Below are 25,819 nucleotides of genomic sequence, written 5' to 3'. Positions count from 1 at the left end.
CGTGTCTTCAGTTAAACAAAAGATTGTAGTAGTTGGAGGCGGCATTACAGGTCTAGTTGCAGCGTATAAAATTCAAAATGAAAGTCAGCAAAAACAGCTGGACTTAGACATAACCGTTGTTGAATCAAGTCATCGTCTTGGTGGGAAAATTCATACGACAAAAAAAGATGGATTTGTCATTGAAAAAGGACCAGATTCCTTTTTAGAGCGTAAAAAAAGCATGTCGCGTCTAATTGATGAGATTGGATTGGCGGATCGCCTCGTACCTAATTCGACTGGGCAAGCTTTTATCTTGGTGAATGATAAGCTTCATCCAATGCCGGGTGGCTCTATCATGGGGATTCCGACACAAATCAAACCTTTTATGACGACAGATCTTGTTTCGATCCCAGGAAAATTGCGGGCAGCTGCAGACTTCGTTTTACCGCGCTCAAAACAACAGGGTGACCAATCATTGGGCACATTTTTCAGAAGACGCCTTGGAAACGAAATCGTTGAAAACTTGATTGAACCTTTGCTGTCTGGCATTTATGCAGGTGATATTGATCAACTTAGCTTAATGTCAACGTTCCCACAGTTTCATCAAATGGAACAGAATCATCGCAGCTTAATCTCAGGAATCAAAAAAACGGCACCCGCAGCTCCACCTAGAAAATCGCAAGATCAGACTCGTAAAAAAAGTTTGTTTTTAACCTTGACGTCAGGTCTCCAATCGTTAGTCGATACATTAGAAGAAAAACTTGATCAAACCACAATTCTTAAAGGGGTAAAGATCGAGAGTATTGCTGAAGCTACATCATCTCCACATCGATACTCTCTGCAAATGAATAACGGTGAAATGCTTGAAGCGGACAGTATCATCTTTACTGTACCGCATTATGTGGCAGCTTCGATCTTTCATAAACAACAGATTCTAGGTGAATTCAATGATGTGCCTGCGACTTCCGTTGCCACGGTTGCAATGGCTTTCCCGAAAGAAGCAGTAACACAAGTGCTTGAAGGAACAGGATTTGTAGTATCGAGAAACAGTGATTATACCATCACTGCTTGCACATGGACACACAATAAGTGGCCTCATACAACTCCGGATGGAAAGGTGCTTTTGCGCTGTTATGTTGGTCGAGCTGGGGATGAAGCAGTTGTAGATCTGGCAGATGATCAAATTGAAGCGATTGTGTTAGATGATCTAAATAAAATCATGAATGTTACAGCGAAGCCTGATTTTACGATCGTTACAAGATGGAAAAAAGCAATGCCTCAATATACAGTTGGACACAAACAGCGCCTTGAGAAAGTAAGAGCTGAACTTCAATCATCGTTTCCGGGAGTTTATTTAGCTGGAGGCTCGTATGATGGCATTGGTTTGCCAGACTGTATTGATCAAGGAGAAAAAGTAGCTGTTGAAACGATATCATTTTTAAAAAATGGGCATAAGGAATAGTTCTCTTATGCTCTCGTCATTTTGTTACTAAAACTACCGTATGAGATGATCTTATTTAAGATAGAATGTGAATGAGAGTGACAAACCCAACGAACATATAGGGGAGGGAACTAAAAATGAAACGATCCTTATTTGGTGTGATGATTACAAGCTTAGCGTTAGTTTTAGCAGCATGCAGTTTTGATATAAATAATTCTGAAGATGAGGAAACGCCTCAATCACTTATACCTGTTGAAGCTGAATTTAACATTGAAGAACAGGCACAACCTGGTGATGAGATAACCCTTGAGGTCGAAGTGACACAAGGGGATGAAGCAGTCGACGATGCCCATGAAGTTTTATACGAAGTATGGATGGAAAACGATAAAGAGCATTCTGAGATGATTGAATCCACACATGATGGAGACGGAATCTACTCTGCTACATATATGGTGGAAGAGGAAGCCGTGTATTTTGTACAAGTCCACATAACTGCTCGTGGTACACACGTTATGCCTCGCATGGAAGTGACTGTTGGTAATCCGGATACGACGGAGGTTGAAGAAGGTACCGACGAAAGTCAGGATCACGAAGATGGGCACGATCAAAATGATGAAGAAGATCATGATGGTCATTAAAATTTGAAAATACTCTCGCTGTACTAAAACAGACTGGCTGTTTTAGAAAGCGAGAGTATTTTTTTAGTGGTTGAACTTATTCAGGTGTTGAACATTTTTCACAAGTAGTTCCGTATGCTTCAGCTTGTTCTTCCATTTTTTCTCCGCAAGACGCACATTGTTTGGGTGGCAGGTTTCTGAAAAATTCCATTACATTTTCAAGCATTCTGATCATCCCTTCTTTTCACCTGTTATATCACTAGGTGACTCTTTTTATATTGTATTATAACAGAAATTGGTCGGTCAAGGCTTTCAGGCAAATAATTGCTCGTTAATGAAAAAATAGGTCAAATACAGTATAGTAAAAGAAGTGAATTTGTAGAGGAATTAAAGGAGGGAAATGGATTGAATGTAAAAGTTGTAGGCTTCTGGGGAGGTTATCCTAAAGTAAATGAAGCGAGTACTGGCTATTTAATTGAACAGGATGGTTTTAATCTTCTACTTGATTGTGGAAGCGGGGTCCTTAGCCAGCTTCAACGCTACCTTCCACCAGAAGAACTAGATGCACTAGTACTGACCCATTATCACCCTGACCATGTTGCGGATGTAGGCGTTCTTCAGCACGCATTACTTATCCAACAATTCCTTCAAAAGAAATCAATTCACTTGCCAGCATATGGCCATACAGAAGATCAGGCAGGTTTTGATTCGTTGGATTACAAGGAATTGATGTCTAAAAAAGCATATAGTCCAGATGAAAAATTAAAGCTTGGACCATTCACTCTTTCATTTTTAAAAACAACCCACCCTGTATCGTGTTATGCTGTGCGAATCGAAAGCGACAAGGCAACGATGGTATTTACAGCTGATTCGTCTTACCAGGAATCCTTTATTCCATTTGCGAAGGATGCAGATTTATTGATTGCTGAATGCAATTTTTATAAAGGGATGAATGCTGCTCCTGCAGGTCATATGACAAGTGAGGATGCTGCAACGATTGCCAGGCGAGCGAATGTCCAAAAGCTTATGTTAAGCCATTTACCTCATTTTGGAGATTTGAATCAACTCGTTTCTGAAGCACAAGAAACGTATAATGGTGATGTCTTACTCGCATCATCTGGATTATCTATTTTATTACCCGTAGGAGGAACACCTAGTGAAATTTATCGATAATAAAGGCATTACAGATCCACAAATCAACTTAGCGATTGAAGAATATGCATTAAAAAATCTAGACATTAACCAAACGTATTTACTGTTTTATATAAATGAACCGAGCATTATTGTTGGGAAAAACCAAAATACGATTGAAGAAATTAGTACGAATTACGTTGAGAAAAATAATATACGAGTTGTTCGCCGTCTTTCTGGTGGTGGGGCTGTGTATCACGATCTTGGTAACTTGAATTTCAGCTTTATCACGAAGGATGATGGAGACAGCTTTCATAACTTCAAAAAATTCACTGAGCCTGTTGTCAAAGCACTCCATCAAATTGGTGTACCTGCTGAATTAAAAGGTCGTAATGATCTACTTGTTGGTGAAAGAAAAATTTCGGGGAATGCACAATTTTCAACAAAAGGGCGCATGTTTAGCCACGGTACGTTAATGTTTGATTCAGAAATTGATCACGTTGTATCTGCATTGAAAGTACGCAAAGATAAAATTGAATCAAAAGGAATCAAATCAATTCGCAGCCGTGTAGCGAATATTTCCGAGTTCATGGATGAAAAAGTGACCATTGAAGAATTCAAGCAGCTTATTCTTCAACACATATTTGATGGTAGTGATCAAATTGAGGAATATGTACTCACAGATGAAGATTGGGAAAAAATCCATGAACTGTCTCGAGAACGCTACCAAAATTGGGAGTGGAACTACGGGAAATCACCAAAATTCAACTTGCAACACTCTCATCGCTTTCCTGTTGGTGGGGTAGATGTTCGATTAGATGTCGAAAAAGGATTCATTCATAACTGCAAAATCTACGGTGACTTCTTTGGCGTAGGTGAAGTTGGAGAAATCGGAGCAAAACTTACAGGCGTGCGTTACGAGCGTGAACATATTGAAAAAGCGCTTAAAGATGTGGATATGAAGCACTACTTTGGAAACATCGAAAAAGAAGAATTTATCAACTTGTTGTATTAATAAAAGTGCTGACTCTGGTCAGCACTTTTGCATTAAAAAATCATAGAGATCTGTGCATTACACTTCTTTCAACATACGTATAAAAGGGATTAAAACGGCTTGAAAAATAAGCACACTTGTGATATTTTATAATAAATTGGTTGACCAACCAAACGCTTAAGGGTGATTATTTTGAGTGAAAAAAATAAAAAACAAATCATTATCTATGCAGCCAAAAAAATAATGGCTGCAAAGGGATACGAAAAAGCATCGATAAAAGAGATTGCAAAAGAAGCAGAAATAACCTCTGGATTGATCCATTATTATTTTAAAAACAAAGAGGAAATTTTAACCGCGGTATTAATGGATGCTTGCAACCAACACGTAATTGAATTACAAAATCGACAGGAGCGAGCACCTAGTGAGGACATTTCTACAGAAGCCATTAGAGTGCCAAAGGAAAAGGTAGGGAAAGAACCCGACTGGTATAAGCTTCGCTATGAATTGTTTGCTATCGGTCTTCGGAATTCGTCGCATGCGGATGGAGTTAATACGGTTTTAGAATATGAAAGGGAAAGCATTTCAACGATTTTAACTTCTATTTTCCCTGAGTCACAAGAGATAGAATCCCTTGCTAGTATTTTACTTGCCTGTTTTGACGGACTAGCTCTTCAAAAATTACTGAATCCTGAATTTGATTTGGATAATGCGTATGATGTACTTCAAAAGTTAGTATTGACTTTAAAAGATACCCGCTAAAATAGGTATCTTTTGTTCATGTTGATATTGGTTGGTTAACCAACCAAAAAACAGAAGGGGGATATTGTAAGGAGTTTTGATAAATACGATAGAAACCCTTTCAATCGAAATTCGTTGATGATGGGCATGAAATGAGAGACCAAAAATTTGATCACATCATTGACTTTATATACACATAGCAATGGTTGGTGAAGTAATCGAAAATAGGAAGAAAAGCTTCAAACAGTATCGGGAAATTCATTCCGAAAAAAAGTTAGATTTTATAACAAAACGACTAAATAATGAGGAGTGTACGGATTGGAATCAATCTTGTTTAAAGAATTTACATTACAGAATGGAACAAAGATTAAAAACAGATTTTTTAAAGGGGCTATGAGTGAAGCACTTGCAAACGTTCATCTTCAGCCTACTGAGTCCATTTATCGATTATATGAAACATTTGCAAAAGGAGGAACCGGAATCGTTGTAACAGGCAATGTGATGATTGATAGCAAGGCATTAGGTGAACCGAGAAATGTCGTTGTTGAAAATGAAGAGATCCTGCCATTTTTAGAAAAGTGGGCGGAGAGAGGTACGATTAATAATACACAACTATGGATGCAGTTGAATCATCCAGGGAAGCAAGCATTTAAAGATGTTGTAAACGAAGCGGTTGCTCCTTCAGCGATCCCATTCCCTGGTGCTAGCAGTCGTTTTTTTCACCACCCAAGAGAGATTACTCCTACTGAAATTGTTGATTTAATTCATCGGTTTGGAAACAGTGCAAAACTTGCTCAAAAAGCTGGTTTCACAGGTGTACAAATACATGGTGCGCACGGTTATCTTATTAGTCAATTTTTATCTCCTAGTCATAATCAACGAAATGATGAGTGGGGTCGAGATATAGATGGCCGAATGAAATTTTTAATAGAAGTCTATAGAGAAATACGAAGCCAAACCGGACCATTGTTTCCAATTAGTGTGAAATTAAACTCGGCTGATTTTATGAAAGCTGGTTTTTCAGAAGAAGAAGCAATATACGTTGCTGGACAGTTAGAAAAAGAAGGTGTTGATTTATTAGAGATTTCGGGAGGAAGTATCGCAAATCTAGCAACGCCAGGTAAAGATGTGAAGGCGAGCACAAATGTTAGAGAAGCTTATTTTCTCGATTTTGCAGAAAAACTTCGCAAAACCGTTGATATGCCATTAAGCGTAACGGGAGGATTCCGTACAAAAAAAGGAATGGAAAGTGCGGTTCATTCGAATGCAACTGATTTTGTAGGGTTAGCTAGACCTCTTGCGGTTTATCCGGATCTCCCTAATTTAATAGAGGAAAACATTCTACAAGAAATCATTCTTACTCACAAAAAACTTGGTATCAAGAGTATAGACAACCAGCTCCCCCTTGACTCTATGTGGTATACACAACAATTGGATCGGTTAGGGAGAGGAAAACAAGTAAGGCCCAATCATCCAGTATGGATCTCTTTTCTTCAAGCACTTTTAAAAAATGGGAAAGAAGTATTTCAGCAGCGAAGAGCAAAATAACAAGAACGAAGGAATGGTTCTTGTAATTACTATATCCATATGGTTTTTTTGTACCTTTTTCTTTCAGTTTTTATGTCAGAAAATAGATAAGGACTCCTGTTTTCTTCGGGGATCCTTTTCCTTTTCTTGTAGTTCGGAAGTAGTCACCCCAGTAAATCAGGGAGATGCACCTTTGGTAGAGCAATGGTACAATCAATAATGAAAGGGTTTTCATTAAATAGAAAGTTGAAAAGGGGAGTACGATTATCAATGGGAACGATTTTACTTGAACAAAAAAATCACTTGGCGATTGTGACGTTAAATCGCGCTGACTCAATGAATGCATTGAACTATGATTTGTTATCAGAACTAGGAGAAGTTGTGGAGTCAATCCGAATCAATCCAGACGTTAGAGTTGTCGTTTTTAGAGGAGCAGGGGACAAGGCATTTAGTGTTGGGGCAGATTTAAAAGAGCGAAAAACATTAACAGAGTGGCAAGTAAGACGAAATGTATTTAAAATTGGTGAGGTGTTTAGTGCAGTAGAATCTTTGCCGCAACCAACGATTGCTGCGATGAATGGCTATGCGTTTGGTGGAGGGATGGAGCTTGCACTTGCGTGTGATTTCCGTGTTGCCACAGAAAATGCATTGATGGGGCTGACCGAAACAAGCTTGGCGATCATTCCGGGAGCGGGTGGAACACAGCGCTTGCCACGTTTAATTGGCGAATCAAAAGCGTTGGAACTGATTTTAACAGCCAAGAGACTGACTGCTTCGGAAGCAAAAGAAATTGGACTGTTAACGGATATAGCTCCACAAAAAGCATTTATGGATGCAGTACATAATCTAGCTAATGCCATGCTTGCTAATGGTCCAATCGCGTTAAAACAAGCAAAATATGCGATTAAAACAGGGATGAATGCCGACCTGCATACTGGTTTGCAAATCGAGAGAAAAGCGTATGAAATAACAATTCCAACTGAGGATCGAGTGGAAGCGTTGATTGCCTTTGGAGAGAAGAGGAAACCTGAGTTTGCCGGGAAATAATCAAACGGACTCCATGTTGATATGGAGTCCGTTTTGATTATCCCTCTTTATAATGAATGACCATCTGACAAACGGTTTTCGCAGTCGTTTTGTTTACATATTTATGGGCAGATCCTGCCTTAAATCGAATCGCATCACCTGTGTTCACTTCATATTCTTCCTTTTGAATCGTCATATGAAGTGTGCCTTCTGTGACGGTAATGTATTCTTCGACTTCATCTCCGTGACTGTCACTTTCATAGACACATCCAGGGGCAAGTTCGATTTTGAAATACTCCCACTGTCGCACAGGATCGAATGTGAAGATAGGGTAGACGCGATATTTTCCGTTGTCTTCTTTAAGCGCTTCAATCGATTCTGATTTAATAATGCTGACATTCTGAATCGGAAGAGATAGAAGAGAGGAGAAGGAGACCTTTAGTCCATTAGCAATTTTCCAGATCGTTCCGACCGATGGGTTTGATTCTCCACGTTCAATTTGCCCGAGCATTGCTTTGCTTACACCCGTACTTTCTGAAACCTGGTCAAGTGTCCATGCTCTTTTTTTTCGCAGGATTCTTAAATTGATTCCGATCTGCTTTTTAATTTCGTCCAATTTTTTCACCTCATGGGTTGTTATTTATAACGCACATTTGTATACTATAGTATATAAAACTAGAATAACGGTTTTCTAACTACTATAGTAAACGATTAAATGGGTTTAGAAAAGGGGTGAAGGCATGCAAATGGTAGAAGCGGTTTCGTCGAAATCAGAGTTCAAACGAGGATTACAAGCTGGCATGAGCATCGCAGTTGGCTATACGCCTGTTGCGTTAACGTTCGGACTTTTGGCAAAAACAACAGGATTGACGTTCTTTGAAGCGGTGTTGATGAGCATGCTCGTATTCGCAGGTGCTTCACAATACATTTCATTATCATTAATTGCAAGTGGCATTGGGATTGGCGTCATTATTTTTAATACATTTATCGTGAACATACGACATTTTTTAATGTCAGCTTCTTTAAATGAAAAAATGGAAGAAGACACGGTTGTAAAAAAATCCATGTATGCATTTGGCTTAACGGATGAGACATTTACCGTGATTGCTACAAAAGAAGGAAAATCTTCAACTTCCTTTGCTTTTGGTGTAGTACTAATTGCTTATGGCAGCTGGGTCATCAATTCTGGAATCGGTCATTTGATCGGCGCAAGCTTGCCATTATTTTTACAAGCAGCTATGTCGATTGCTCTATATGCGATGTTTGTTGGATTGTTAATGCCATCACTAAAAAAGAGTGCAAAGGTGCTTTTTTTAGCATTAGTTGCTGCTGCTGTAAATAGTCTGTTGACACTTACAGGAACACTGGAAACAGGCTGGTCGATTGTTGTAGCAACACTTATTTCTGCTATTGCAGTTGAAGTTGTGATTGTAACTAGAAGGAAGGTGGGGATGACATGAATACGACAATGGTGTTATTGATCGTAGGGATGGCTGTTGTCACGTATATTCCTCGCGTTCTTCCTTTAACGATTTTAGAAGGTAAAGAACCGCCACCATTCTTGCAGGAAGTATTGAGGAATATTCCGTTTGCTGTTTTGGGTGCATTGATTTTTCCTGGCATTTTATTGATACGAGAAGGGGACATTTGGTTTGGCCTCGTTGGTGCATTTGCCGCATTCGCTTTGGCGACGGTTGGAGCAAACGTGATGGTTGTCGTGATTGGGTCAATTGCGGTGCTGTCGGTGTATTTGTTTGTGTTTTAACTTTTTTTGATAGTAGTTTTTATGATGTTGTTTATCTTCTTTTGAAAGACCAATGGAAGCTTTCAACAAAAAAAGAGCGAAGAAGGCTATTAGGTTAGCTTTCTTCGCTTTTTTTATTCTTTTGCATGGGCGTGTTTCGGTTGTGCAACGGTATCTTTGATCACTTGGATACACAGCACAAGGCAAAGCATTCCCAATAGCCATAGTAAGCCCGCTACACCCATAAAAAAATGGATTTGATCGACTATGTTGGCAATAGGTGTTGTTCCGCTTGATTGATCGCCAAGACCCATCCAAAATAAAATGTGAGCTACGACCGTAAAAACTAAATGGGCAACCAGCCATAACAAAGCGCTTTTCATTTGGGGTGCGTATTTCATGGACCAAATCGTAAACGCAATGATTGCGATCACAACCACCACAAAGCCCCATTCTAAAATTGCTAAAAAAGTGTCATTCAGTTGGTATCCGTTCATTATTCAAGCTCCTTGCCACGAAATATCCTGCTATCTTCTATTATTCATGATGCACGGACGTATTGCCACCCTATTGCGTGGCGATTTATTGAATTTAGCTTATTGGTTTAGGTGAATCTTGCTACAAGGTCGAAGTTTCGTACTGGAGGGTAAAAGGTTGAGGTAGTCAAAACTGTTTTTATACACAAAAAATTGAACCCCTCCCTATAAAAGTACTGGGAGGGGGTTCAGTTCTACACACCGTGTGTATCTTCTAATGTATTTAGTTCAGTTGAATGCTTTATAAACGATGCTTGGTCTTGCTGGTCTAGCGCTTCATTGATTGCTGTTAGAAGTTGCTCTTTGCGATGTTTAACTAGTATTTCGTTGAGAACCATGTCAACGTAAATCTCCATCATCGTCATTTCGCTTGATTGCTTTTGAGGGACGTTTGACTCATTCATGAATTTTGCGAACGATTTGTTGTTTTCCATCTTCATCACCTCTACTGCTTTTTTTTATTATAGTGAATAATCCGAATAAAATCAACAGAAAAATTTTAATATTTAGATAATAATCATTTGGAACTGTAATGGGCTAGGGAGAAAGTTATAATAGTTTTTAAAAATTCTGTCATTTTTACTATACAGAAATATATCTTTTGATGTATAATAGTGTCAGATTCATAAAAAGGAGTGATTATGTGGAAAATATAACACATCCATATTTACCTCATTTGGGCACAACATACATCGTGAATGCGCAAACGATGCTACTGGAGCCTATAAATGAAGATAATAAGAAAAAAACAATAGTCTACGAAAAGGATCGTTCCCCTTTCCTTGTAGAGCACCCTCCTCAAGAAATCCTACACAACTCCTGCCTCTACTTTCTTTCTACCTATGAAGGCCGAAAGTTCTCAACTAAAACATTAACGAACATTCGACACAAACCACCAATTGTGATTGATCCTGTTACAAACGTTTATTTTTTTTCTACTCACTCAGATAAAAATGATCAAAATCGTTGGTTGTCGCTGCAGCATTTAAGGGGCTATGAAACTTATAAGAAGGAAAAAACATTAGCTACACTCTCTGGTAACGTGGAGGTGGTCCTACCCGTTTCAAAAAAATCTTTTGTTCAACAATATTTAAAGGCCTCTCATCTTTTTTGCCGAACACAATTTAACCTCGAGGAAATCCGTGAAAAAACGGATCCGTCTTACACCGTAGAAAAACAGGTCAACCGTTTATTTGTTGTGGAATACTTAAACCGCATTGAACAGACAGTTAATAAACGTTAGGAAAAAGAGATCCCTGTAGTTGGAGGGGTTGCTTCTCTTTCTTTAAGTCGTTCAAACAGATAAAACCGCAACAAGTCTTCTACATGATTTCTGAGTCTTGGGTTAAAATAATTGTGTTTTTCCTCATAACCGTTGTAGACGAATAAATAAAGTGTGAAGGCGTCATCTGACTGTAGCTTTACAACTGTCATTCCATTTTCTCGTAGGTGGCGTTTGATCCTTGCTAGGTCCCGTTGTACTGCTTTCGTTGTTTCTTCAATCAGTTCTAAATAAGGTCTATTCAACTTGAAAGAACTTTTTTCCACGATGAGACGATCCCGTTCTAATATTGTTAAAAGCATCGGTAAATAAAAAGCATTTTCCAATTTGTCGCGATCCTCTGCTGGAATCTTCGTCATATTGATCCCCCTCCGAAAAAGAACGCATGTTCGTATATTATTATTTTACACAGATTGTTAGAACATACAACAGGAATTTTTTTCTTTTGTTGCATATCACGTTTGCAATATTCTGTAAAATAACTAATAATAGAATGAGTTGGTTATCTTGATATTGTTGGCTAATTAGGAGGGGTTATCGTGTCAAAAAAACGCAAACTAACAGCAGAGGATCTTTGTTCCATTCAATCCGCGACAGATCCAAGATGGTCGCCAAATGGCAAAGAGGTCGCTTTTATTAAAACGCATATTCAACAAGAAAATACATACGTATCAAATTTATACCATTTAGATGTAACAAGTGGAGAAACGACACAATGGACATACGGTGAAGGGAGAATATCTTCTCCAAGGTGGTCACCAAATGGTGAAGAACTAGTATTCGTGTCAAATCGTAGTGGTAAAAATCAACTTCACGTACTGTCAACGCGTGGGGGAGAAGCAAAGCAAGTAACGGAAGCTGACAATGGAGCAGGCAATCCAGTTTGGTCACCATGTAGCGGCAAAATTGCTTTTACGACATCACTTAAAAAAGGCGAGATTATTCCAAAAGATGAGTCAGCAGAAGTAGAGGAAGTGAAAGGTAAGGACGAACTTAAGCCGTTTGTAACAAGTTCAATGAAATATAAAGCTGACGGCACAGGTCTTTTAGAAGAGAAGGAACAACATATTGCCATCGTGGATTTAGCAACGGAAGAAATTACACAAGTAACCGAAGGTGAACATAGCTACACGCTTTTTGACTGGTCGCCTAATGGCGAAATGATTGCGTATGCAACAAACGACGGTGTTGAAGAGAAAGATTTTTCGTTTAACAATGAGTTGTACCTTTACAACTTAACGGATAAAGTACGTGAACATATTGAAACAAAAGAAGGCTATGTGGGAGGAGCTGAGTGGTCGCCCGATGGCAAAAAAGTAGCATATGTAGCGAGTGAACGAACGTATGAAAATGCATCACACTCAAAGCTTTGGGTATACGACGCCGTTACAAAAACCCAAGAGTGCATCACAGAAGGAATTGATGCGCCAGTAGGTGATTTTGTTGTAGCGGATATTCAACAAGGAGCAGGTGTACAAAGTGTCGTTTGGAACGATAAAGAAAGCTTTTACTTTGTCATCAGTGATCAAGGTAATGTGTCATTGTATTACGGATCAATAAAGGGGGAAGTATATCCAGCGCTAGATGGTGAACACCATATCTATGGCTATGATGTTCATGGACCATCACAGCAAGTCATCTTAGCGATTAGTACGCATACAAACCCTGGCGATCTGCATTTGTTACATGTTCCAACTGGTAAAAACACGCAGGTGACGAGGGTGAATGAAAAGTGGCTAAACGAAGTTGAAATCGCTCAATCAGAATCTATTGTTGTAAAAAGCACAAATGATTGGGACGTGCATGGTTGGTTGATGAAACCGCCTGGCTATGTTAAAGGAGAAAAATATCCTCTAGTGCTTGAAGTACACGGTGGTCCACACGCGATGTACGCCAATACTTTTTTTCACGAAATGCAGTTGTTAGCAGCGCAAGGCTATGTTGTTCTTTACGTTAACCCACGAGGAAGCCACGGTTATGGACAAAAGTATGTCGATGCAGTTCGTGGTGATTACGGAGGAAATGATTACAATGACTTAATGGCAGCGGTTGATTATGCCCTTGAACAATATGATTTTATTGACCAAGAGCGACTAGGCGTAACGGGTGGAAGCTACGGTGGTTTCATGACAAACTGGATCGTTGGCCATACAGATCGTTTTAAAGCAGCCGTTACACAACGATGCATCAGTAACTGGATCAGTTTTTATGGAGTAAGTGACATTGGTTACTACTTTACCGAATGGCATATCCAAGCGGATCTAAATGATATTGATACGCTGTGGCAGCATTCACCACTTGCTTATGCCAATGACATTAAAACGCCGCTGCTCATTATGCATAGCGAGAAAGATTATCGTTGCCCAATTGAGCAAGCAGAACAATTATACATTGCGTTGAAGCGTCAGGAAAAAAAGACAACACTTGTGCGCTTCCCTGAGTCTGATCATAACTTATCTCGAACAGGTAAACCGAACCTTCGTGTTGAGCGACTGAATCATATAACAAAATGGTTTGATGAATACTTATAATAGGCAAGAATTCAACGGGTGGCACCTATATTGGTGTGGCCCGTTGTTTAATGGGAAAAAACAGGAATTATGAAGACACACCCATCGTAAGAATAGAGTGAATTATGCTATACTATAAAAACAGTAAGTTACTGGTCATTTCGATTTGAGGAGCATCAAAATGGCATTTGAAACGATTGAAGCATGGTTAACGGTTGAAAATATCCGTGAAGTGATTGAAGAATATCGATCTTTTGGACCTTTTTTAGGTTTGTTTTTGCCTATATTGGAAGCTTTTATTCCGTTTTTACCTCTCGTCGTTTTTGTAGTGGCGAATGCTAATGCATATGGATTGTTATTGGGAATCCTGCTATCATGGGCAGGAGCATCTATAGGTGCATTGCTTATGTTTTTTCTTATAAGAAAGTATGGAGACAAGCGTTTTCTAGCTTTTCTTCGTAATCAAAAACAAGTTAAGAAGTTAACAAGCTGGGTTGAACGTCATGGATTTGGTCCGCTGTTCTTGCTACTATGCTTTCCATTTACACCATCAGCTCTAGTGAACGTTGTAGCCGGATTATCGAGAATCAGTATGTTGCAATATATGCTGGCCGTTGTGATCGGAAAGCTTGTCATGATTGCGACTATCAGCTTTATTGGAGCAGATATTGTCTCGTTAATTAGAGAACCATTTAAAACCGCAATCGTTCTAGCATCCATTTTTGTTTTATGGGTTGTAGGAAAACGTATAGAAGTACGTATCAATAAAAAAATGGATCGAGACATCGTCGTTTATGAAGAGGAAAATAGCGATGATGCATCCGGGACAGTCGGAAAGGTTGGAGAGGGAATGGAATCGTGGAAAAAAGAAAGCTTCGAATGGATCAAAGCATTAGCTATCGGGGTAGTCATCGTATTAGTTGTAAGAATGTTTTTATTTTCAAGTTATGTCGTTGAAGGTATATCGATGCAACCAACACTTCAAGATGGCAACAAGCTTGTAGTCAACAAAATTGGCTATCAAATTGGTGATCCTGAACGATTTGATGTCCTCGTCTTTCATGCCGACGAAAACGAGGACTATGTAAAACGAATTATTGGTTTGCCGGGTGATGAAGTTTCATATGTCGACGATGAATTATATATAAATGGCAAGTACTACGAAGAACCTTACTTAGATGAGTTTCGTGAGCAAAGTGTTGGTGGGCGTCTAACAGGTGATTTTACTATGGAAGAATTGACAGGGGAACCTGTAGTGCCAGAAGGGATGATCTTTGTTCTTGGGGATAATCGAAAGCAAAGCTTGGATAGCCGAATTATTGGTTTTATAGACCAAGACTCCATTGTAGGAAAAGTGGGCATGCGCTACTGGCCATTAAGTGAAGTAGGTTTTAAGTTTTATGAATAGACGAAAAGACTGGTCGTAGCGACTAGTCTTTTTTCATAGGTAGAGTATGCTATGTAGGATAGATCGTGGAAGAGTTTGAAGGGAAGAAGGTTTTAGGTAGAAAACAGAACAAACGTTTCTAATGTGGTATACTAAATATTAAATGAAAGACTTCTAACGAGGAGGGGTCATGTGAGCCTCACGATTAAAATAGGAAGATCAGGATCGGGAAAAACGGCTGCAATAATGGAAGAAATTCAGCAACAAATGAAAGAAGAACCAAATGGCAGCCCGATCGTTCTTCTTGTCCCCGAACAAATGACTTTTCAATCAGAATATAGATTGGCGACAGCTGTTAACGGGATGATCCGAGCACAAGTCTATAGCTTTACTCGTTTAGCTTGGCGGGTGCTACAAGATACCGGTGGGGCTGCGAGGCAGCACGTAAATAGTGCAGGCGTAAATATGCTTATTCGTAAAATTATTAACGAGCAAAAAGAGAACCTTACATTATTTGGTCGTTCAGCAAGTAAGAGTGGCTTTATTAAACATGTAGAATCCATGCTCACAGAATTTAGACGTTACTGTGTTCAGCCTGACGATTTACTTCAACAGTCAGCAGATTTAAGTGCGATGAATGCCCCAAAATCACTTGTTGATAAACTACGCGATCTTGAACATATTTACCGTGATTTTGATGAATTGTTAACTAGTAAATATATTGATTCTGAAGATTATTTCCGTCTTCTTGCTGAGAAATTAACCCAATCTAGCTGGATTCAAGATGCCACGATTTATATAGATGGATTTCACAGCTTTACTACACAAGAATATTTAGTGCTCGGGCAGTTAATACGATCTGGAAAAGACGTTACGGTTGCTTTAACGCTTGATGAATCAAAGGCAAATACTCCCCTTTTCAGACAAACATCGGAGACATTCAACCGAATTAAGGAACTAGCAAGCGACAAAGGTGTGGCTGTAAAAGTCGAACAAGAAAGCAGACAAAGACGTTTCGCGGACGCAGGTATTGCTCATTTAGAGAAAGAGTTTGATGGTCAATCCCTTCGAGTTTATGGGGAAACGACGAATATGGTTGTACTTGAAGCAGCCAATCGACGTGCCGAAGTAGAGGGAATTGCCCGGGAAATAAGACGCATGGCTAGAGAAGAAGGATACCGCTATAAGGATATGGCGCTACTCATTCGAAATGGACAAGCCTATCACGAATTAATTGAACCTGTGCTCCGTGACTTTGATATCCCTTATTTTATTGATCAAAAAAGAACAATGCTTAATCACCCATTAGTCGAGTTTATTCGATCCTCACTGGAAATGATCGTTAAAAACTGGCGATATGAGTCTGTTTTCCGTGCAGTGAAAACAGAACTCTTTTTCCCAGATGTAACAAGAGGTATGAAAGTACGACAACAAATGGATCGCCTAGAAAACTATGTTCTATCACAAGGAATCCAAGGGGACCGTTGGATTAAACAAGATCATTTTCATTATAGGAGATTCAGAGGGCTTGATTTTGTTGACACCCCTCAAACCGATGATGAGCAGATGATTGAAAGAGAACTTAATGAGGCACGCAGTATTATTGTCGAGCCAATGGTACGACTACAAAAAAAATTGCAACGAAGTGTAACGGGGAGAGAAAAGAGCCAGGCGTTATATCAATTTCTCGATGATTTATCTATTCCAGAAAAACTTGAGCAGTTGGCCTTACAAGCGGAAGAAAGAGGGGACTTAATCCGAGCACGAGAGCATGAGCAAGCATGGAATGCAGTTATTGACCTTCTCGATCAAATGGTAGAAATGCTTGGCGATGATGAGATGAATACTACAGATTTTGCAGACCTGTTGGATGCTGGACTAGAATCACTTAACTTTTCATTAGTACCACCTTCTATTGATCAAGTGATTGTCGCTGACTTGGAGATGTCCAGATTACCCGATATCCGAGCTACTTTTATTATGGGAGTAAATGATGGAGTTCTGCCAACACGCATGCAAGATGATGGCGTTTTAGCGGAAGATGATCGAGTATGGTTGGACCGAACAGGAATGAATCTAGCTCCAAGTGCTCGAACTAAGTTGATAGATGAAGATTTTGTTGCCTATCGTGCCTTTACATCCTCTGCAGAAAGACTTTTTGTGTCGTATCCAATGGCTGATGAAGAAGGAAAAGCATTGCTAGCTTCACCATATATTAAAAAACTTAAAACGATTTTACCAAAGCATAAAAAAATGCTGTTATTAAACGATCCTGTTGAACTTGCTGCAATCGATCAACTAGATTATATTTGCCACCCTACAACGACGGCTTCCTTTATGACGACACAGTTTCAACAATTGAAAAGAAACTATCCAATGTCAAATATTTGGTGGGATGTGTATAATTTTTACGTCCAAGATGACGTATGGCGAGAATCTAGCAGACGCATATTATCTAGTTTATTTTATCGAAACAACACAAAGTCATTGTCAGAGCCGACAACAAAAGAGTTATATGGAGAATCTATCTTAGCAAGCGTGTCGAGGATGGAGCGGTTAAATAGCTGTTCATTTTCACATTTTGCTAGTCACGGGTTGAAGCTTCAGGAAAGAAGTGTCTATCGTCTGGAAGCACCGAACATTGGGGAGTTATTTCATGCGGCGTTGAAATGGATCTCAGAGCAGCTAATCATACGAGGTGTAGATTGGAAGGAAGTTACAAGGGATCTTTGCAATCAGCTTGCTCATGATGCAGTACAATATCTTGCGCCAAAACTTCAGTATGAAATATTACTCAGTTCAAATCGTTATCACTATATTGCAAAGAAACTAGAAGGAGTGATTGGTCAAGCTTCATATATTTTAAGTGAGCATGCAAGATCTAGTGGGTTTACTCCACTTCGCGTTGAAGTTGGGTTCGGACCTAGACAAGAATTGCCACCTTTACGTTTTACATTGTCCAATGGTGCGACGATGGAGCTACAAGGAAGAATAGATCGTGTTGATACAGCAAGCATAGACGAAAAAATTTATTTGCGAGTGATCGACTATAAGTCGAGTGCGAAAGATATGGATTTTACCGAAATCTACTACGGCTTGTCGCTACAAATGCTCACATATTTAGACATCGCTCTGTCTAACGCAAAACAATTAGTTAAGACAGAAGCTGATCCTGCAGGAATATTATATTTCCACCTTCACAATCCATTGATTAAAAGTAAAAAAAGGTTGTCGTTAGATGAAATTGAACAAGAGATGTTGAAACAATACAAAATGAAAGGGCTCGTTCTCGGTGATGAAGAAGCTGTAAGGTTGATGGATCAAACGCTCGAACAAGGTCAATCATCAATTATCTCAGCAGGCTTTAAAAAAGATGGTTCATTGCGTTCTGATTCGAAAACAGCTAGTAAGCAACATTTTCAACAAATGAGGCAACATACAAGAGACCTTTTTCAGTCATCAGGAGACCGTATTATGAATGGTGATGTGAAAATTGATCCGTATGAATTTAAAAAACGAACGCCATGTCAATTTTGTTCTTATCGATCAGTTTGTCAGTTTGATCCTGCATTAGAGGACAATCAATATCGCCGTTTGCAGCCCAAAAAACCTGAAGATTTATTAATGACATTGAGGGAGGAGGAATGGAGTCTTGATACCGATTAAACCTAACGACGTCACCTGGACAGATGATCAGTGGAGAGCCATTTGGGCGAAAGATCAGGATATTTTAGTTTCTGCGGCTGCTGGTTCTGGGAAAACAGCCGTACTTGTTGAGCGTATGATTCAAAAAGTAATTAACGACAACAACCCAATCAATATTGATGAACTCCTTGTTGTGACGTTCACAAACGCGTCAGCAGCTGAGATGAAACACCGTGTGGGTCAAGTACTTGATCAAAAGCTCCAAGAAAACCCTGAATCTCGTCATTTAAGAAGACAAATGAGCTTGCTGAATAAATCTTCCATTTCGACACTTCACTCATTTTGTTTAGAAGTTATTCGAACATATTATTATTTGATAGATATTGATCCTGGTTTTCGCATAGCAGACGCTACAGAAGCAGAATTGTTAAAAGATGAAGTGCTAGAGGAGTTGCTAGAAAAAGAATACGGTAAGGAAGGTAATGAATCGTTTATCGGTTTGGTTGATGCCCTGACAAATGATCGCAGTGATGATGCAATGCTCCAGCTCATTAGAAAGCTTCACACCTTTTCTAGGTCACACGCTCAGCCGGTTGATTGGTTGAACAGTATTGTGCAATTGCACGATGTTCCAGAGGACTATGACATCAATGATCACCCTCTTATTGATTACCTTCTCTCTCATATTCACCTTGAAATTGAAGGTGCGATTCAGTTAAGTGAACTTTGTTTGGAAGCTTCTAGGGAGCCAGGTGGTCCGTATCTGCGAGGGGGAAATTTCGAGGACGATTTGACGCAATTAAATGCTTTAAAAAACCTAGCGACATGGACAGATATTGATGAGCAAATAAAAGGAATCAGTTTCAAAAGACTAAAGCCATGCAAGGGTGATGATTTCGATGAGGAGCTGCTAGAACAGACCAAAAAATGGCGGGATCAAGCAAAAAAAATCATTGAAACGATCCGAGAGACATTTTTTGTTCGCAGTCCAGAAAGCTTCTTGCATGATATGAGAAAAATGACAAGACAACTTTCTTCACTCATTAAACTTGTGCAACAATTTGATGAGTCTTTCCTTTTAGCAAAAGAAGAAAGAGGGATTGTTGATTTTTCAGATTTAGAACATTTTTGCTTAGCGATTTTAATGGAGCCTGACCAAGAAGGTGAAACTGAACCATTTCCTTCGGAAGCCGCTTATCATTACCAACGTAAATTCAAAGAAGTGTTAGTTGATGAGTATCAAGATACAAATATGGTTCAGGAAACGATCCTGCAACTCGTAAAAAGAGGAAAGGAAAAAGATGGTAACCTATTTATGGTAGGGGATGTAAAACAGTCCATCTATCGATTTCGATTAGCTGAACCGAACTTGTTTTTGCATAAATACAATTTGTTTTCAACCAATCAGCAAGGACTGAAAATCGATTTGTCTCAAAATTTTAGAAGTCGACCTGAAATTCTTGATGCGACAAATTACTTGTTCCGACAAATTATGGGACAGCAAGTAGGAGAAGTAGACTATAACAAAGAAGCGGAACTTGTCAAAGGCGCTCCTTACCCAGAGGACACAAAGGTACCTGTCGAACTGGCGATTATAGATCAAGCAAATCCATCGAGTGAGCCTGAACAACCAGAGGAAGTGATGGATGAAAGGGAACTTGAGAAATCAACGATTGAAGCAAGGTATATGATCAAAAAAATTAGGCAAATGATTGACCAAGATACGCAGGTGTATGATACGAAAAAGAAAGCTTTTCGACCATTGCAGTATAGAGATATTGTCATTTTAACGCGTTCAATGACTTGGACACCAGATATTATGGAAGAATTCCGTCACGCTGGAATCCCTCTATATGCCAATGTTTCGTCAGGATATTTTGAAGCAACAGAAGTGGCGATTATGATCTCTCTCTTAAAAATCATTGATAATCCACATCAAGACATCCCATTAGCTTCTGTTCTTCGGTCACCGATTGTTAAGTGTAGTGAGGACCAGCTTGGAAACATTCGAACAGCCGCATCATCCGGTTCATTTTGGGATGCGCTTCAAGCTTTTGCAACCATAGGTGGAAAGCAAGAGGATGAAGAGTTAGCTGATAGAATGGAGTGGTTCATGCATCAGCTTTCAAAATGGAGAACAATGGCAAGAAGCGGGGCGATGTCTGAGTTAGTATGGCAACTTTACCGTGATACACAATTTTATGACTTTGTCGGAGGAATTCCAGGTGGGAAACAACGACAAGCTAATTTACGAGCCCTATACGATCGAGCGCGCCAGTATGAATCGACTTCGTTTCGCGGACTTTTCCGTTTCTTACGTTTTGTCGAACGAATGAGAGATCGTGGAGATGATTTAGGTGCTGCAAGAGCACTGAGTGAGCAAGAAGATGTTGTACGACTGATGACCATTCACTCGAGTAAAGGGCTGGAGTTTCCAGTTGTTTTCTTGTCTGGAATGGCACGTACATTTAATGAAATGGATTTGCGAGGTCGCTTTTTCTTGGATAAAGAATTTGGACTTGCGATGCCTTACATTCAACCAGAAAAACGAATAAGCTATGACACGTTACCGCAGCTTGCTTTCAAAGAAAAGAAACGACTTGAAAATTTATCGGAAGAAATGAGAGTTCTTTACGTTGCGATGACGAGAGCTAAAGAGAAACTCTATTTGATAGGAACTGTTTCTGACGCTGCAAAAGTGATGAAGAAATGGCAAACATCGGCTACTCATGCACAATGGTTGCTTCCTGACTTCACAAGAAAAGCAGCTAAATCTTATCTTGATTGGATTGGACCTGCTTTAATGCGTCATAAGGATGCTTCTGTCATTCAAAATAAGCAGCCCACAAGCTATTTGGAAGACCCTTCGATGTGGTCAATCAAGCTCTTACCTTCAGGCGATCATGAGAAAATAGAGGAAAAAGAAGAACAGCAAGCAGCGTATTTGGACCTTGTATCACAACACAAAATAGTTCCAGCTGGAAGTGACGATAAAGAAGAGATTCTAAGTAGATTAACATGGGAATATCCATTTCAACAAACAACGAAAAGACGTTCCAAGCAGTCTGTATCAGATATTAAGCGTATGAACGAGGTACGGGATGAACGAAGTGCTTTTGATTTTACGACTAATTTATCGAAAAAAGCTTTTGATCGACCACGTTTTATGCAGGAAGCAAAAATTACACCGACGGAAAAAGGGACGATCATGCACACAGTGATGCAACATATTCCTCTTGATCAGGAGCCAACAAACGAATCGCTAGAGGTGTTACTTGAAGAACTTGTAGTGAAAGAATTATTAACTTCAGAACAACAAGCTGTAGTAAACAGAAATCAAATTTTAGCCTTTTTTGAGTCCAGTTTAGGTAAGAGAGTGTTGAACGCTCAACATGTTCAGCGAGAGATTCCGTTTACATTTGTAGCAAAATCTTCAGAATTAGGAATTCTCCCCTTACAAAATGACCCTTTAGATAAAGTGCTTATTCAAGGGATTATTGACTGTTTGCTAGAGGATGAACAAGGAATCGTTCTTTTAGATTATAAAACCGACCGCATAACTGATCGATTTGAAGAAGGTTTTGACCAAGCAAAAAGGGTAATGGAAAGAAGGTATTCTACCCAAATGGGCCTTTATAAGTTAGCACTGGAGCACACTCTCAATCGAAAAATTGACCAGTCAGTTTTATTTTTCTTTGATGGTGGACATGTGCTAACCCTACCGACTAGCAAATAAGATACAATAAAAAATGACGTAGTGGGAAGACACTACGTCATTTTTTACTCTTTATACAAGAAAAAATGTTGCTTTGTTAGAGGGTTCCAGCAATGGGTTGGTTGATTCCGCTTGTAGAAATCGTTGGGTTTACACTAAAAATATTATTATTGAGAATAAATGGACCAGTGTTAAACGACCCAGAGCCAGATGAGGATTGCTCAGAACTTTTTGGAGAATTGATACCAATATCTCCAAATTGAACAGTCCCAGCTCCAACATTTATTATTTGAACGGGGCCGACTATAGCAGGCAATTAACTCACTCCTTATCCTGCGAGAATTTTTCTAGTTGACGAATATTTATTACAAGAGAGACCATTCGAATATAACATGGATTTCCTACATGCAAGACTGAAGCAGCGTCGAGATCTTTAGAGCCAAATAAATCGACCACATTCCTGCTTGGGGCGGATCAAAGTTGGCTGGCAATTTAACTGCTTTGCTGTTCGAGGGAAAATGAATTACATGGAAAAAGAGATTCAAAATTAAAGAGTTGCTCTTGTTATCGTTGAACCGCTATGATGTTCGCTAAGCTGCGGGTGTTATTCGAATCGCCAATTTGAAGAACAGATGCAGATGAAACGTTGGTAATAAAACGTTTCCGATATTTGAATACAGGATTAACCCAGTGGTTGTAGTGGTACCAATATACCGGGAACGGCCGGTTCTGCCTCCTTGTCCTGCAAGGGTTTTTCTAGTTGACGAACATTTATTACACGAGAGACCATTCGAACATGACACGTATTTCCTACATGCAAGACTGAAGCAGCGTCGAAACCTATATTGCGAAATATACCTACCGTATTCTTGCTGGGGTAGTTCAACGTTGGTGGACAACTACACCGGAAGGGCTTTGGTGGTCTAGAAAAAATGGGATACATGGAATAAGGAGCTTCAAAATTATAGAATTGCTCTTGTTGTCGTTGAACCGCGAAGACGTTTGCTAAGCTGTCGATGTTATTCGAATCACCAACTTGAAGAACAGATGAAGATGAAAAGTCGATAATAGATACGTTTCCAATTTTTGAATACATGACTAACCCTGTGGTATTAGAGGTACAAATGTACCTTCAACAACCGATTCTGCTGGAGAATCAAAGGCAGAGTCGAGTTGGATACATCCAACATCCCCCATATGAACGAGTGAGGAAGTTGACACAATTTTAACTTCGAGGTAATCAATTTTATTTTCCTGTTGCTGAACGATTATCAATGCGATCCCTCTTCTCCTGATTTAGGTTGTTGCGCACGGAGCGCATGAAGTGCATGGGCAACATCACGATTGAGTAAAGCAGTTAGTTGTTCGTTAGATAAAGGAGCTGGCCCTTTATGGTTTGCTTTTAGCTGTTCTGTTCGTTGGGGGAGCTGTTGTAGGAGTTGATCTGTCAGCTGCTCTTTTGAAATTGGTTGTCCAGCAGGGTCCACGATAGAAGAATGACCAGCGAATATAGTTGGAATTTGATTTTCAATAAACTGTCTTGTTTGTTCATACGTAGGATCGGCCGTATCGCAACAAGGTATCTCCACATTATGCTTTGCGAGTTCAGTAGGTGATAAACCGATCGATAAGGTTCCTTCGAGTGTTTCTACCTTTAACTGATCAAATTTATATTCTATTTTTTCAATGTGAATAGTGGAAGGGGATCGTTGCTCATTGGATCCATCATCGAGTTGTTGTTCGATTTTTCCTAAACGATCCATACATTGTGCAAGCTGTTGCTGTAAAATGTAGATTTGATGATACAGTTGTTGCATGACAACACCTCCCAGTTAATCAAGGTTGGTATTTGGATCGATGACTTGTGTTTTAGATGTTTCGATTTCTGGTGTAGGACCTATGAAACCACCAGTATTTGCTGTCTCTGAACATGATAGGATCGTGCCACAAGTCCCAATTTGTAAGACGGACGAATTAGACATAAATCCAATCTTGATCATATTGATACAAATTTGTTGATTAATTGAAATTTGTTGATTAATTGTTACCTTGCTCATAGTGTTAACCCTATAGGTTGATCGACTACATCATTGTCCCACGTATTTGTTGCTGATTGATGGTTCGTAACGTATAGTCCATCTCCTGTATTAAATGATCCTGCGCCTGCAAATGTTTTAGTAGCGGAGTATGGTTGGATGGAATAACAATCGCCGATATGCATGACAGCGCTTGATCCGATGTCGAGAACTTGAATGCATCCTACAATTCCAGGCATGAGAAACATCCTTTCGCAAAGTTATTCGAATGATGTTACATTATATGTTGGATACATAAAAACGTGAAAATGAGAGTGGAATGGAGGAGTCAATGTGAAACTTCAACCTATAGAACCATCGAGCAGAATCGCTTCACTTGATGTAATGAGAGGTTTTTCGTTATTAGGGATTTTTATCGTCAATATGATCGCCTTTCATTCACCGATGTATTATTACGATCCATACACATGGTGGGGAGATTCAATTAATCGTCCAGTTTATTGGTGGATAGATGTTTTTATTCAAGCAAGCTTTTATCCGATATTTACAATGATGTTTGGTTATGGACTTGCTATTCAATTCCGCCGTTCGATCGAAAAGGGAACCAATTTCATTCCGTTTGCTATGAAGAGACTATTTATATTACTCGTAATTGGAGTAATTCATGCATTTGTTATTTGGTCAGGAGATATTTTAATTAGTTATGCAATGGTTGGATTTTTATTAATATGGTTGTTGAAGTTGGATGGGAAATGGTTGCTTATACTAGGGCTTATACTATTCTTGTTACCTCAAATTTTGATCTCTGGTGTGCTTGTACTTGCTTACGTAGTTGATCCCATAAGTGTAACGTACTTCAGCGGTGTGCAAGAAATTCAATCATCAGTTGATGCATATGGAAACGGGAGTATTGGAGATATTTTTGCTCAAAGGTACAATGACTGGATGTTTGCAAACAGTCCAACTGCTTTTGTCTCGTTGATTATTGCACTTCTTCCCTTAATGATGATTGGAGCAGGCGTTTCAAAGCTTCGATTACTAGAACGAGCGAAAGAGAAGAAAAAATCACTGCTAGTGATCACGCTAATTACATTACCAATTGCATTAGTGTTAAAGACGGCTCCGTATTGGGGAGAGAAGAATCTAGCATTTTCCTTTATCCAAGACTTCGTCGGTGGTCCGTTGCTGTCCATGGCATACATGGCACTAATCGCTTTGCTGATGACGAGTACAAAGAGCGTCAAGCTATTACGTCCATTTGCACAAACGGGTCGCATGTCTTTGACAAACTATTTGTTGCAGTCTGTGATTGGAACATTAATTTTTTACAGCTATGGATTGGGGTTATACGATGAAGTGAATCTTTCAACTAGTATACTACTTGCTCTAGCAATTTTCGTCGTTCAAATGATTTTATCAGAGTTGTGGTTAGCTAGATTTCAGCGTGGTCCGATGGAATCTCTCTGGAGACGACTTTCATACGGGAAAAAAGTAAAATAACCGTACACTAA

At 39.4% G+C, this 25,819-nt stretch carries 26 protein-coding genes and 1 pseudogene; 16 read left to right on the top strand and 11 right to left on the bottom strand.

Annotated elements, in window-relative coordinates:
• The first annotated feature begins 1 nt into the window (after position 1).
• Complete coding sequence (gene hemY / locus AB1471_RS07550) at positions 2 to 1,441, top strand: protoporphyrinogen oxidase (protein ID WP_367779182.1); 1,440 nt, start codon at positions 2 to 4, stop codon at positions 1,439 to 1,441.
• A gap of 116 nt (positions 1,442 to 1,557) precedes the next feature.
• Complete coding sequence (locus AB1471_RS07545; RefSeq protein WP_367779131.1) at positions 1,558 to 2,058, top strand: FixH family protein; 501 nt, start codon at positions 1,558 to 1,560, stop codon at positions 2,056 to 2,058.
• 76 nt (positions 2,059 to 2,134) lie between these two features.
• Here AB1471_RS07545 and yhfH read toward each other — a convergent pair whose 3' ends face one another.
• Positions 2,135 to 2,263: a protein YhfH gene (yhfH, locus tag AB1471_RS07540; protein WP_367779181.1), complete on the bottom strand. Its 129-nt coding sequence runs from the start codon at positions 2,261 to 2,263 to the stop codon at positions 2,135 to 2,137.
• A gap of 179 nt (positions 2,264 to 2,442) precedes the next feature.
• Between yhfH and AB1471_RS07535 the strand changes: the two genes are divergently transcribed.
• The 5 genes from AB1471_RS07535 (at position 2,443) to AB1471_RS07515 (ending at position 7,474) form a co-directional block, all read left to right on the top strand.
• On the top strand, positions 2,443 to 3,210 hold the full coding sequence (locus AB1471_RS07535) for an MBL fold metallo-hydrolase (protein WP_367779130.1): 768 nt from the start codon (positions 2,443 to 2,445) through the stop codon (positions 3,208 to 3,210).
• Positions 3,194 to 4,183: a lipoate--protein ligase gene (gene lplA, locus AB1471_RS07530; RefSeq protein ID WP_367779129.1), complete on the top strand. Its 990-nt coding sequence runs from the start codon at positions 3,194 to 3,196 to the stop codon at positions 4,181 to 4,183. Before AB1471_RS07535 ends, lplA begins: the two co-directional genes overlap by 17 nt.
• 171 nt (positions 4,184 to 4,354) lie before the next feature.
• The gene (locus AB1471_RS07525) at positions 4,355 to 4,921 is read left to right on the top strand and encodes a TetR/AcrR family transcriptional regulator (RefSeq protein ID WP_367779128.1); all 567 of its coding nucleotides are present in this window, start codon (positions 4,355 to 4,357) and stop codon (positions 4,919 to 4,921) included.
• Positions 4,922 to 5,218: 297 nt separating this feature from the next.
• Positions 5,219 to 6,448 carry an NADH:flavin oxidoreductase/NADH oxidase family protein gene (locus tag AB1471_RS07520; protein ID WP_367779127.1) on the top strand — a complete coding sequence of 410 codons (1,230 nt, stop codon included), beginning with the start codon at positions 5,219 to 5,221 and terminating at the stop codon, positions 6,446 to 6,448.
• Positions 6,449 to 6,697: 249 nt separating this feature from the next.
• Complete coding sequence (locus AB1471_RS07515) at positions 6,698 to 7,474, top strand: enoyl-CoA hydratase-related protein (RefSeq protein WP_367779126.1); 777 nt, start codon at positions 6,698 to 6,700, stop codon at positions 7,472 to 7,474.
• 37 nt (positions 7,475 to 7,511) lie between these two features.
• On the opposite strand, the gene AB1471_RS07510 is transcribed toward AB1471_RS07515, so the two are convergent.
• Positions 7,512 to 8,069: a helix-turn-helix domain-containing protein gene (locus tag AB1471_RS07510; RefSeq protein ID WP_367779125.1), complete on the bottom strand. Its 558-nt coding sequence runs from the start codon at positions 8,067 to 8,069 to the stop codon at positions 7,512 to 7,514.
• Between the two features lie 130 nt (positions 8,070 to 8,199).
• On the opposite strand from AB1471_RS07510, the gene AB1471_RS07505 reads away from it, so the two are divergent.
• Both AB1471_RS07505 and AB1471_RS07500 read left to right on the top strand, forming a co-directional pair.
• Positions 8,200 to 8,913, top strand: coding sequence for an AzlC family ABC transporter permease (locus AB1471_RS07505; RefSeq protein WP_367779180.1), 714 nt, complete (start codon positions 8,200 to 8,202; stop codon positions 8,911 to 8,913).
• Positions 8,910 to 9,218 carry an AzlD domain-containing protein gene (locus AB1471_RS07500; RefSeq protein ID WP_367779124.1) on the top strand — a complete coding sequence of 103 codons (309 nt, stop codon included), beginning with the start codon at positions 8,910 to 8,912 and terminating at the stop codon, positions 9,216 to 9,218. Before AB1471_RS07505 ends, AB1471_RS07500 begins: the two co-directional genes overlap by 4 nt.
• Positions 9,219 to 9,331: 113 nt before the next feature.
• Here the strand turns inward: AB1471_RS07500 and AB1471_RS07495 are convergent, their stop codons facing one another.
• Positions 9,332 to 9,694, bottom strand: a complete 363-nt coding sequence (locus AB1471_RS07495; protein ID WP_367779123.1) for a hypothetical protein — start codon at positions 9,692 to 9,694, stop codon at positions 9,332 to 9,334.
• 233 nt (positions 9,695 to 9,927) lie between these two features.
• On the bottom strand, positions 9,928 to 10,167 hold the full coding sequence (locus AB1471_RS07490) for an IDEAL domain-containing protein (RefSeq protein WP_367779122.1): 240 nt from the start codon (positions 10,165 to 10,167) through the stop codon (positions 9,928 to 9,930).
• 209 nt (positions 10,168 to 10,376) lie between these two features.
• On the opposite strand from AB1471_RS07490, the gene AB1471_RS07485 reads away from it, so the two are divergent.
• Positions 10,377 to 10,976 (top strand): competence protein ComK, encoded by a 600-nt coding sequence (locus AB1471_RS07485; protein ID WP_367779121.1) that lies wholly within the window; start codon positions 10,377 to 10,379, stop codon positions 10,974 to 10,976.
• Here the strand turns inward: AB1471_RS07485 and AB1471_RS07480 are convergent.
• Positions 10,973 to 11,374, bottom strand: coding sequence for a YhjD family protein (locus AB1471_RS07480; RefSeq protein ID WP_367779120.1), 402 nt, complete (start codon positions 11,372 to 11,374; stop codon positions 10,973 to 10,975). The genes AB1471_RS07485 and AB1471_RS07480 overlap by 4 nt on opposite strands.
• Positions 11,375 to 11,554: 180 nt before the next feature.
• On the opposite strand from AB1471_RS07480, the gene AB1471_RS07475 reads away from it, so the two are divergent.
• From AB1471_RS07475 to addA, 5 genes and pseudogenes are all read left to right on the top strand, one after another.
• Positions 11,555 to 13,546 carry a S9 family peptidase gene (locus AB1471_RS07475; protein WP_367779119.1) on the top strand — a complete coding sequence of 664 codons (1,992 nt, stop codon included), beginning with the start codon at positions 11,555 to 11,557 and terminating at the stop codon, positions 13,544 to 13,546.
• A gap of 160 nt (positions 13,547 to 13,706) precedes the next feature.
• Positions 13,707 to 14,309, top strand: a pseudogene (locus AB1471_RS07470) (TVP38/TMEM64 family protein); the annotation flags it as partial.
• Between the two features lie 66 nt (positions 14,310 to 14,375).
• Positions 14,376 to 14,933: a signal peptidase I gene (gene lepB, locus AB1471_RS07465; RefSeq protein ID WP_367779179.1), complete on the top strand. Its 558-nt coding sequence runs from the start codon at positions 14,376 to 14,378 to the stop codon at positions 14,931 to 14,933.
• Positions 14,934 to 15,104: 171 nt separating this feature from the next.
• Complete coding sequence (addB, locus tag AB1471_RS07460) at positions 15,105 to 18,578, top strand: helicase-exonuclease AddAB subunit AddB (RefSeq protein WP_367779118.1); 3,474 nt, start codon at positions 15,105 to 15,107, stop codon at positions 18,576 to 18,578.
• Entirely contained in the window at positions 18,565 to 22,293 is a 3,729-nt protein-coding gene (addA, locus tag AB1471_RS07455; RefSeq protein WP_367779117.1) for a helicase-exonuclease AddAB subunit AddA, read from the top strand. Before addB ends, addA begins: the two co-directional genes overlap by 14 nt.
• A gap of 76 nt (positions 22,294 to 22,369) precedes the next feature.
• On the opposite strand, the gene AB1471_RS07450 is transcribed toward addA, so the two are convergent.
• From AB1471_RS07450 to AB1471_RS07425, 6 genes are all read right to left on the bottom strand, one after another.
• A complete protein-coding gene (locus tag AB1471_RS07450; RefSeq protein ID WP_367779116.1) occupies positions 22,370 to 22,588 on the bottom strand; it encodes a spore germination protein in 219 nt (72 codons plus the stop codon).
• Between the two features lie 366 nt (positions 22,589 to 22,954).
• Positions 22,955 to 23,368: a spore germination protein GerPE gene (locus tag AB1471_RS07445; RefSeq protein WP_367779115.1), complete on the bottom strand. Its 414-nt coding sequence runs from the start codon at positions 23,366 to 23,368 to the stop codon at positions 22,955 to 22,957.
• 2 nt (positions 23,369 to 23,370) lie between these two features.
• A complete protein-coding gene (locus AB1471_RS07440; RefSeq protein WP_367779114.1) occupies positions 23,371 to 23,547 on the bottom strand; it encodes a spore germination protein GerPD in 177 nt (58 codons plus the stop codon).
• On the bottom strand, positions 23,544 to 24,089 hold the full coding sequence (gerPC, locus tag AB1471_RS07435) for a spore germination protein GerPC (RefSeq protein WP_367779113.1): 546 nt from the start codon (positions 24,087 to 24,089) through the stop codon (positions 23,544 to 23,546). The genes AB1471_RS07440 and gerPC overlap by 4 nt, the downstream gene beginning before the upstream one ends.
• Positions 24,090 to 24,104: 15 nt before the next feature.
• Positions 24,105 to 24,329, bottom strand: coding sequence for a spore germination protein GerPB (locus AB1471_RS07430; protein WP_367779112.1), 225 nt, complete (start codon positions 24,327 to 24,329; stop codon positions 24,105 to 24,107).
• On the bottom strand, positions 24,326 to 24,547 hold the full coding sequence (locus AB1471_RS07425) for a spore germination protein (RefSeq protein WP_367779111.1): 222 nt from the start codon (positions 24,545 to 24,547) through the stop codon (positions 24,326 to 24,328). The genes AB1471_RS07430 and AB1471_RS07425 overlap by 4 nt, the downstream gene beginning before the upstream one ends.
• A gap of 94 nt (positions 24,548 to 24,641) precedes the next feature.
• Between AB1471_RS07425 and AB1471_RS07420 the strand changes: the two genes are divergently transcribed.
• Positions 24,642 to 25,808 carry a DUF418 domain-containing protein gene (locus tag AB1471_RS07420; RefSeq protein WP_367779110.1) on the top strand — a complete coding sequence of 389 codons (1,167 nt, stop codon included), beginning with the start codon at positions 24,642 to 24,644 and terminating at the stop codon, positions 25,806 to 25,808.
• Positions 25,809 to 25,819 lie beyond the last annotated feature (11 nt).

Origin of the sequence: Jeotgalibacillus marinus, from assembly GCF_040801915.1 — a bacterium.
GTDB lineage: Bacteria > Bacillota > Bacilli > Bacillales > Jeotgalibacillaceae > Jeotgalibacillus > Jeotgalibacillus marinus.
The sequence above is the reverse complement of the archived record's forward strand: the minus strand, read 5'-3'. Positions and strand labels throughout refer to the sequence as shown.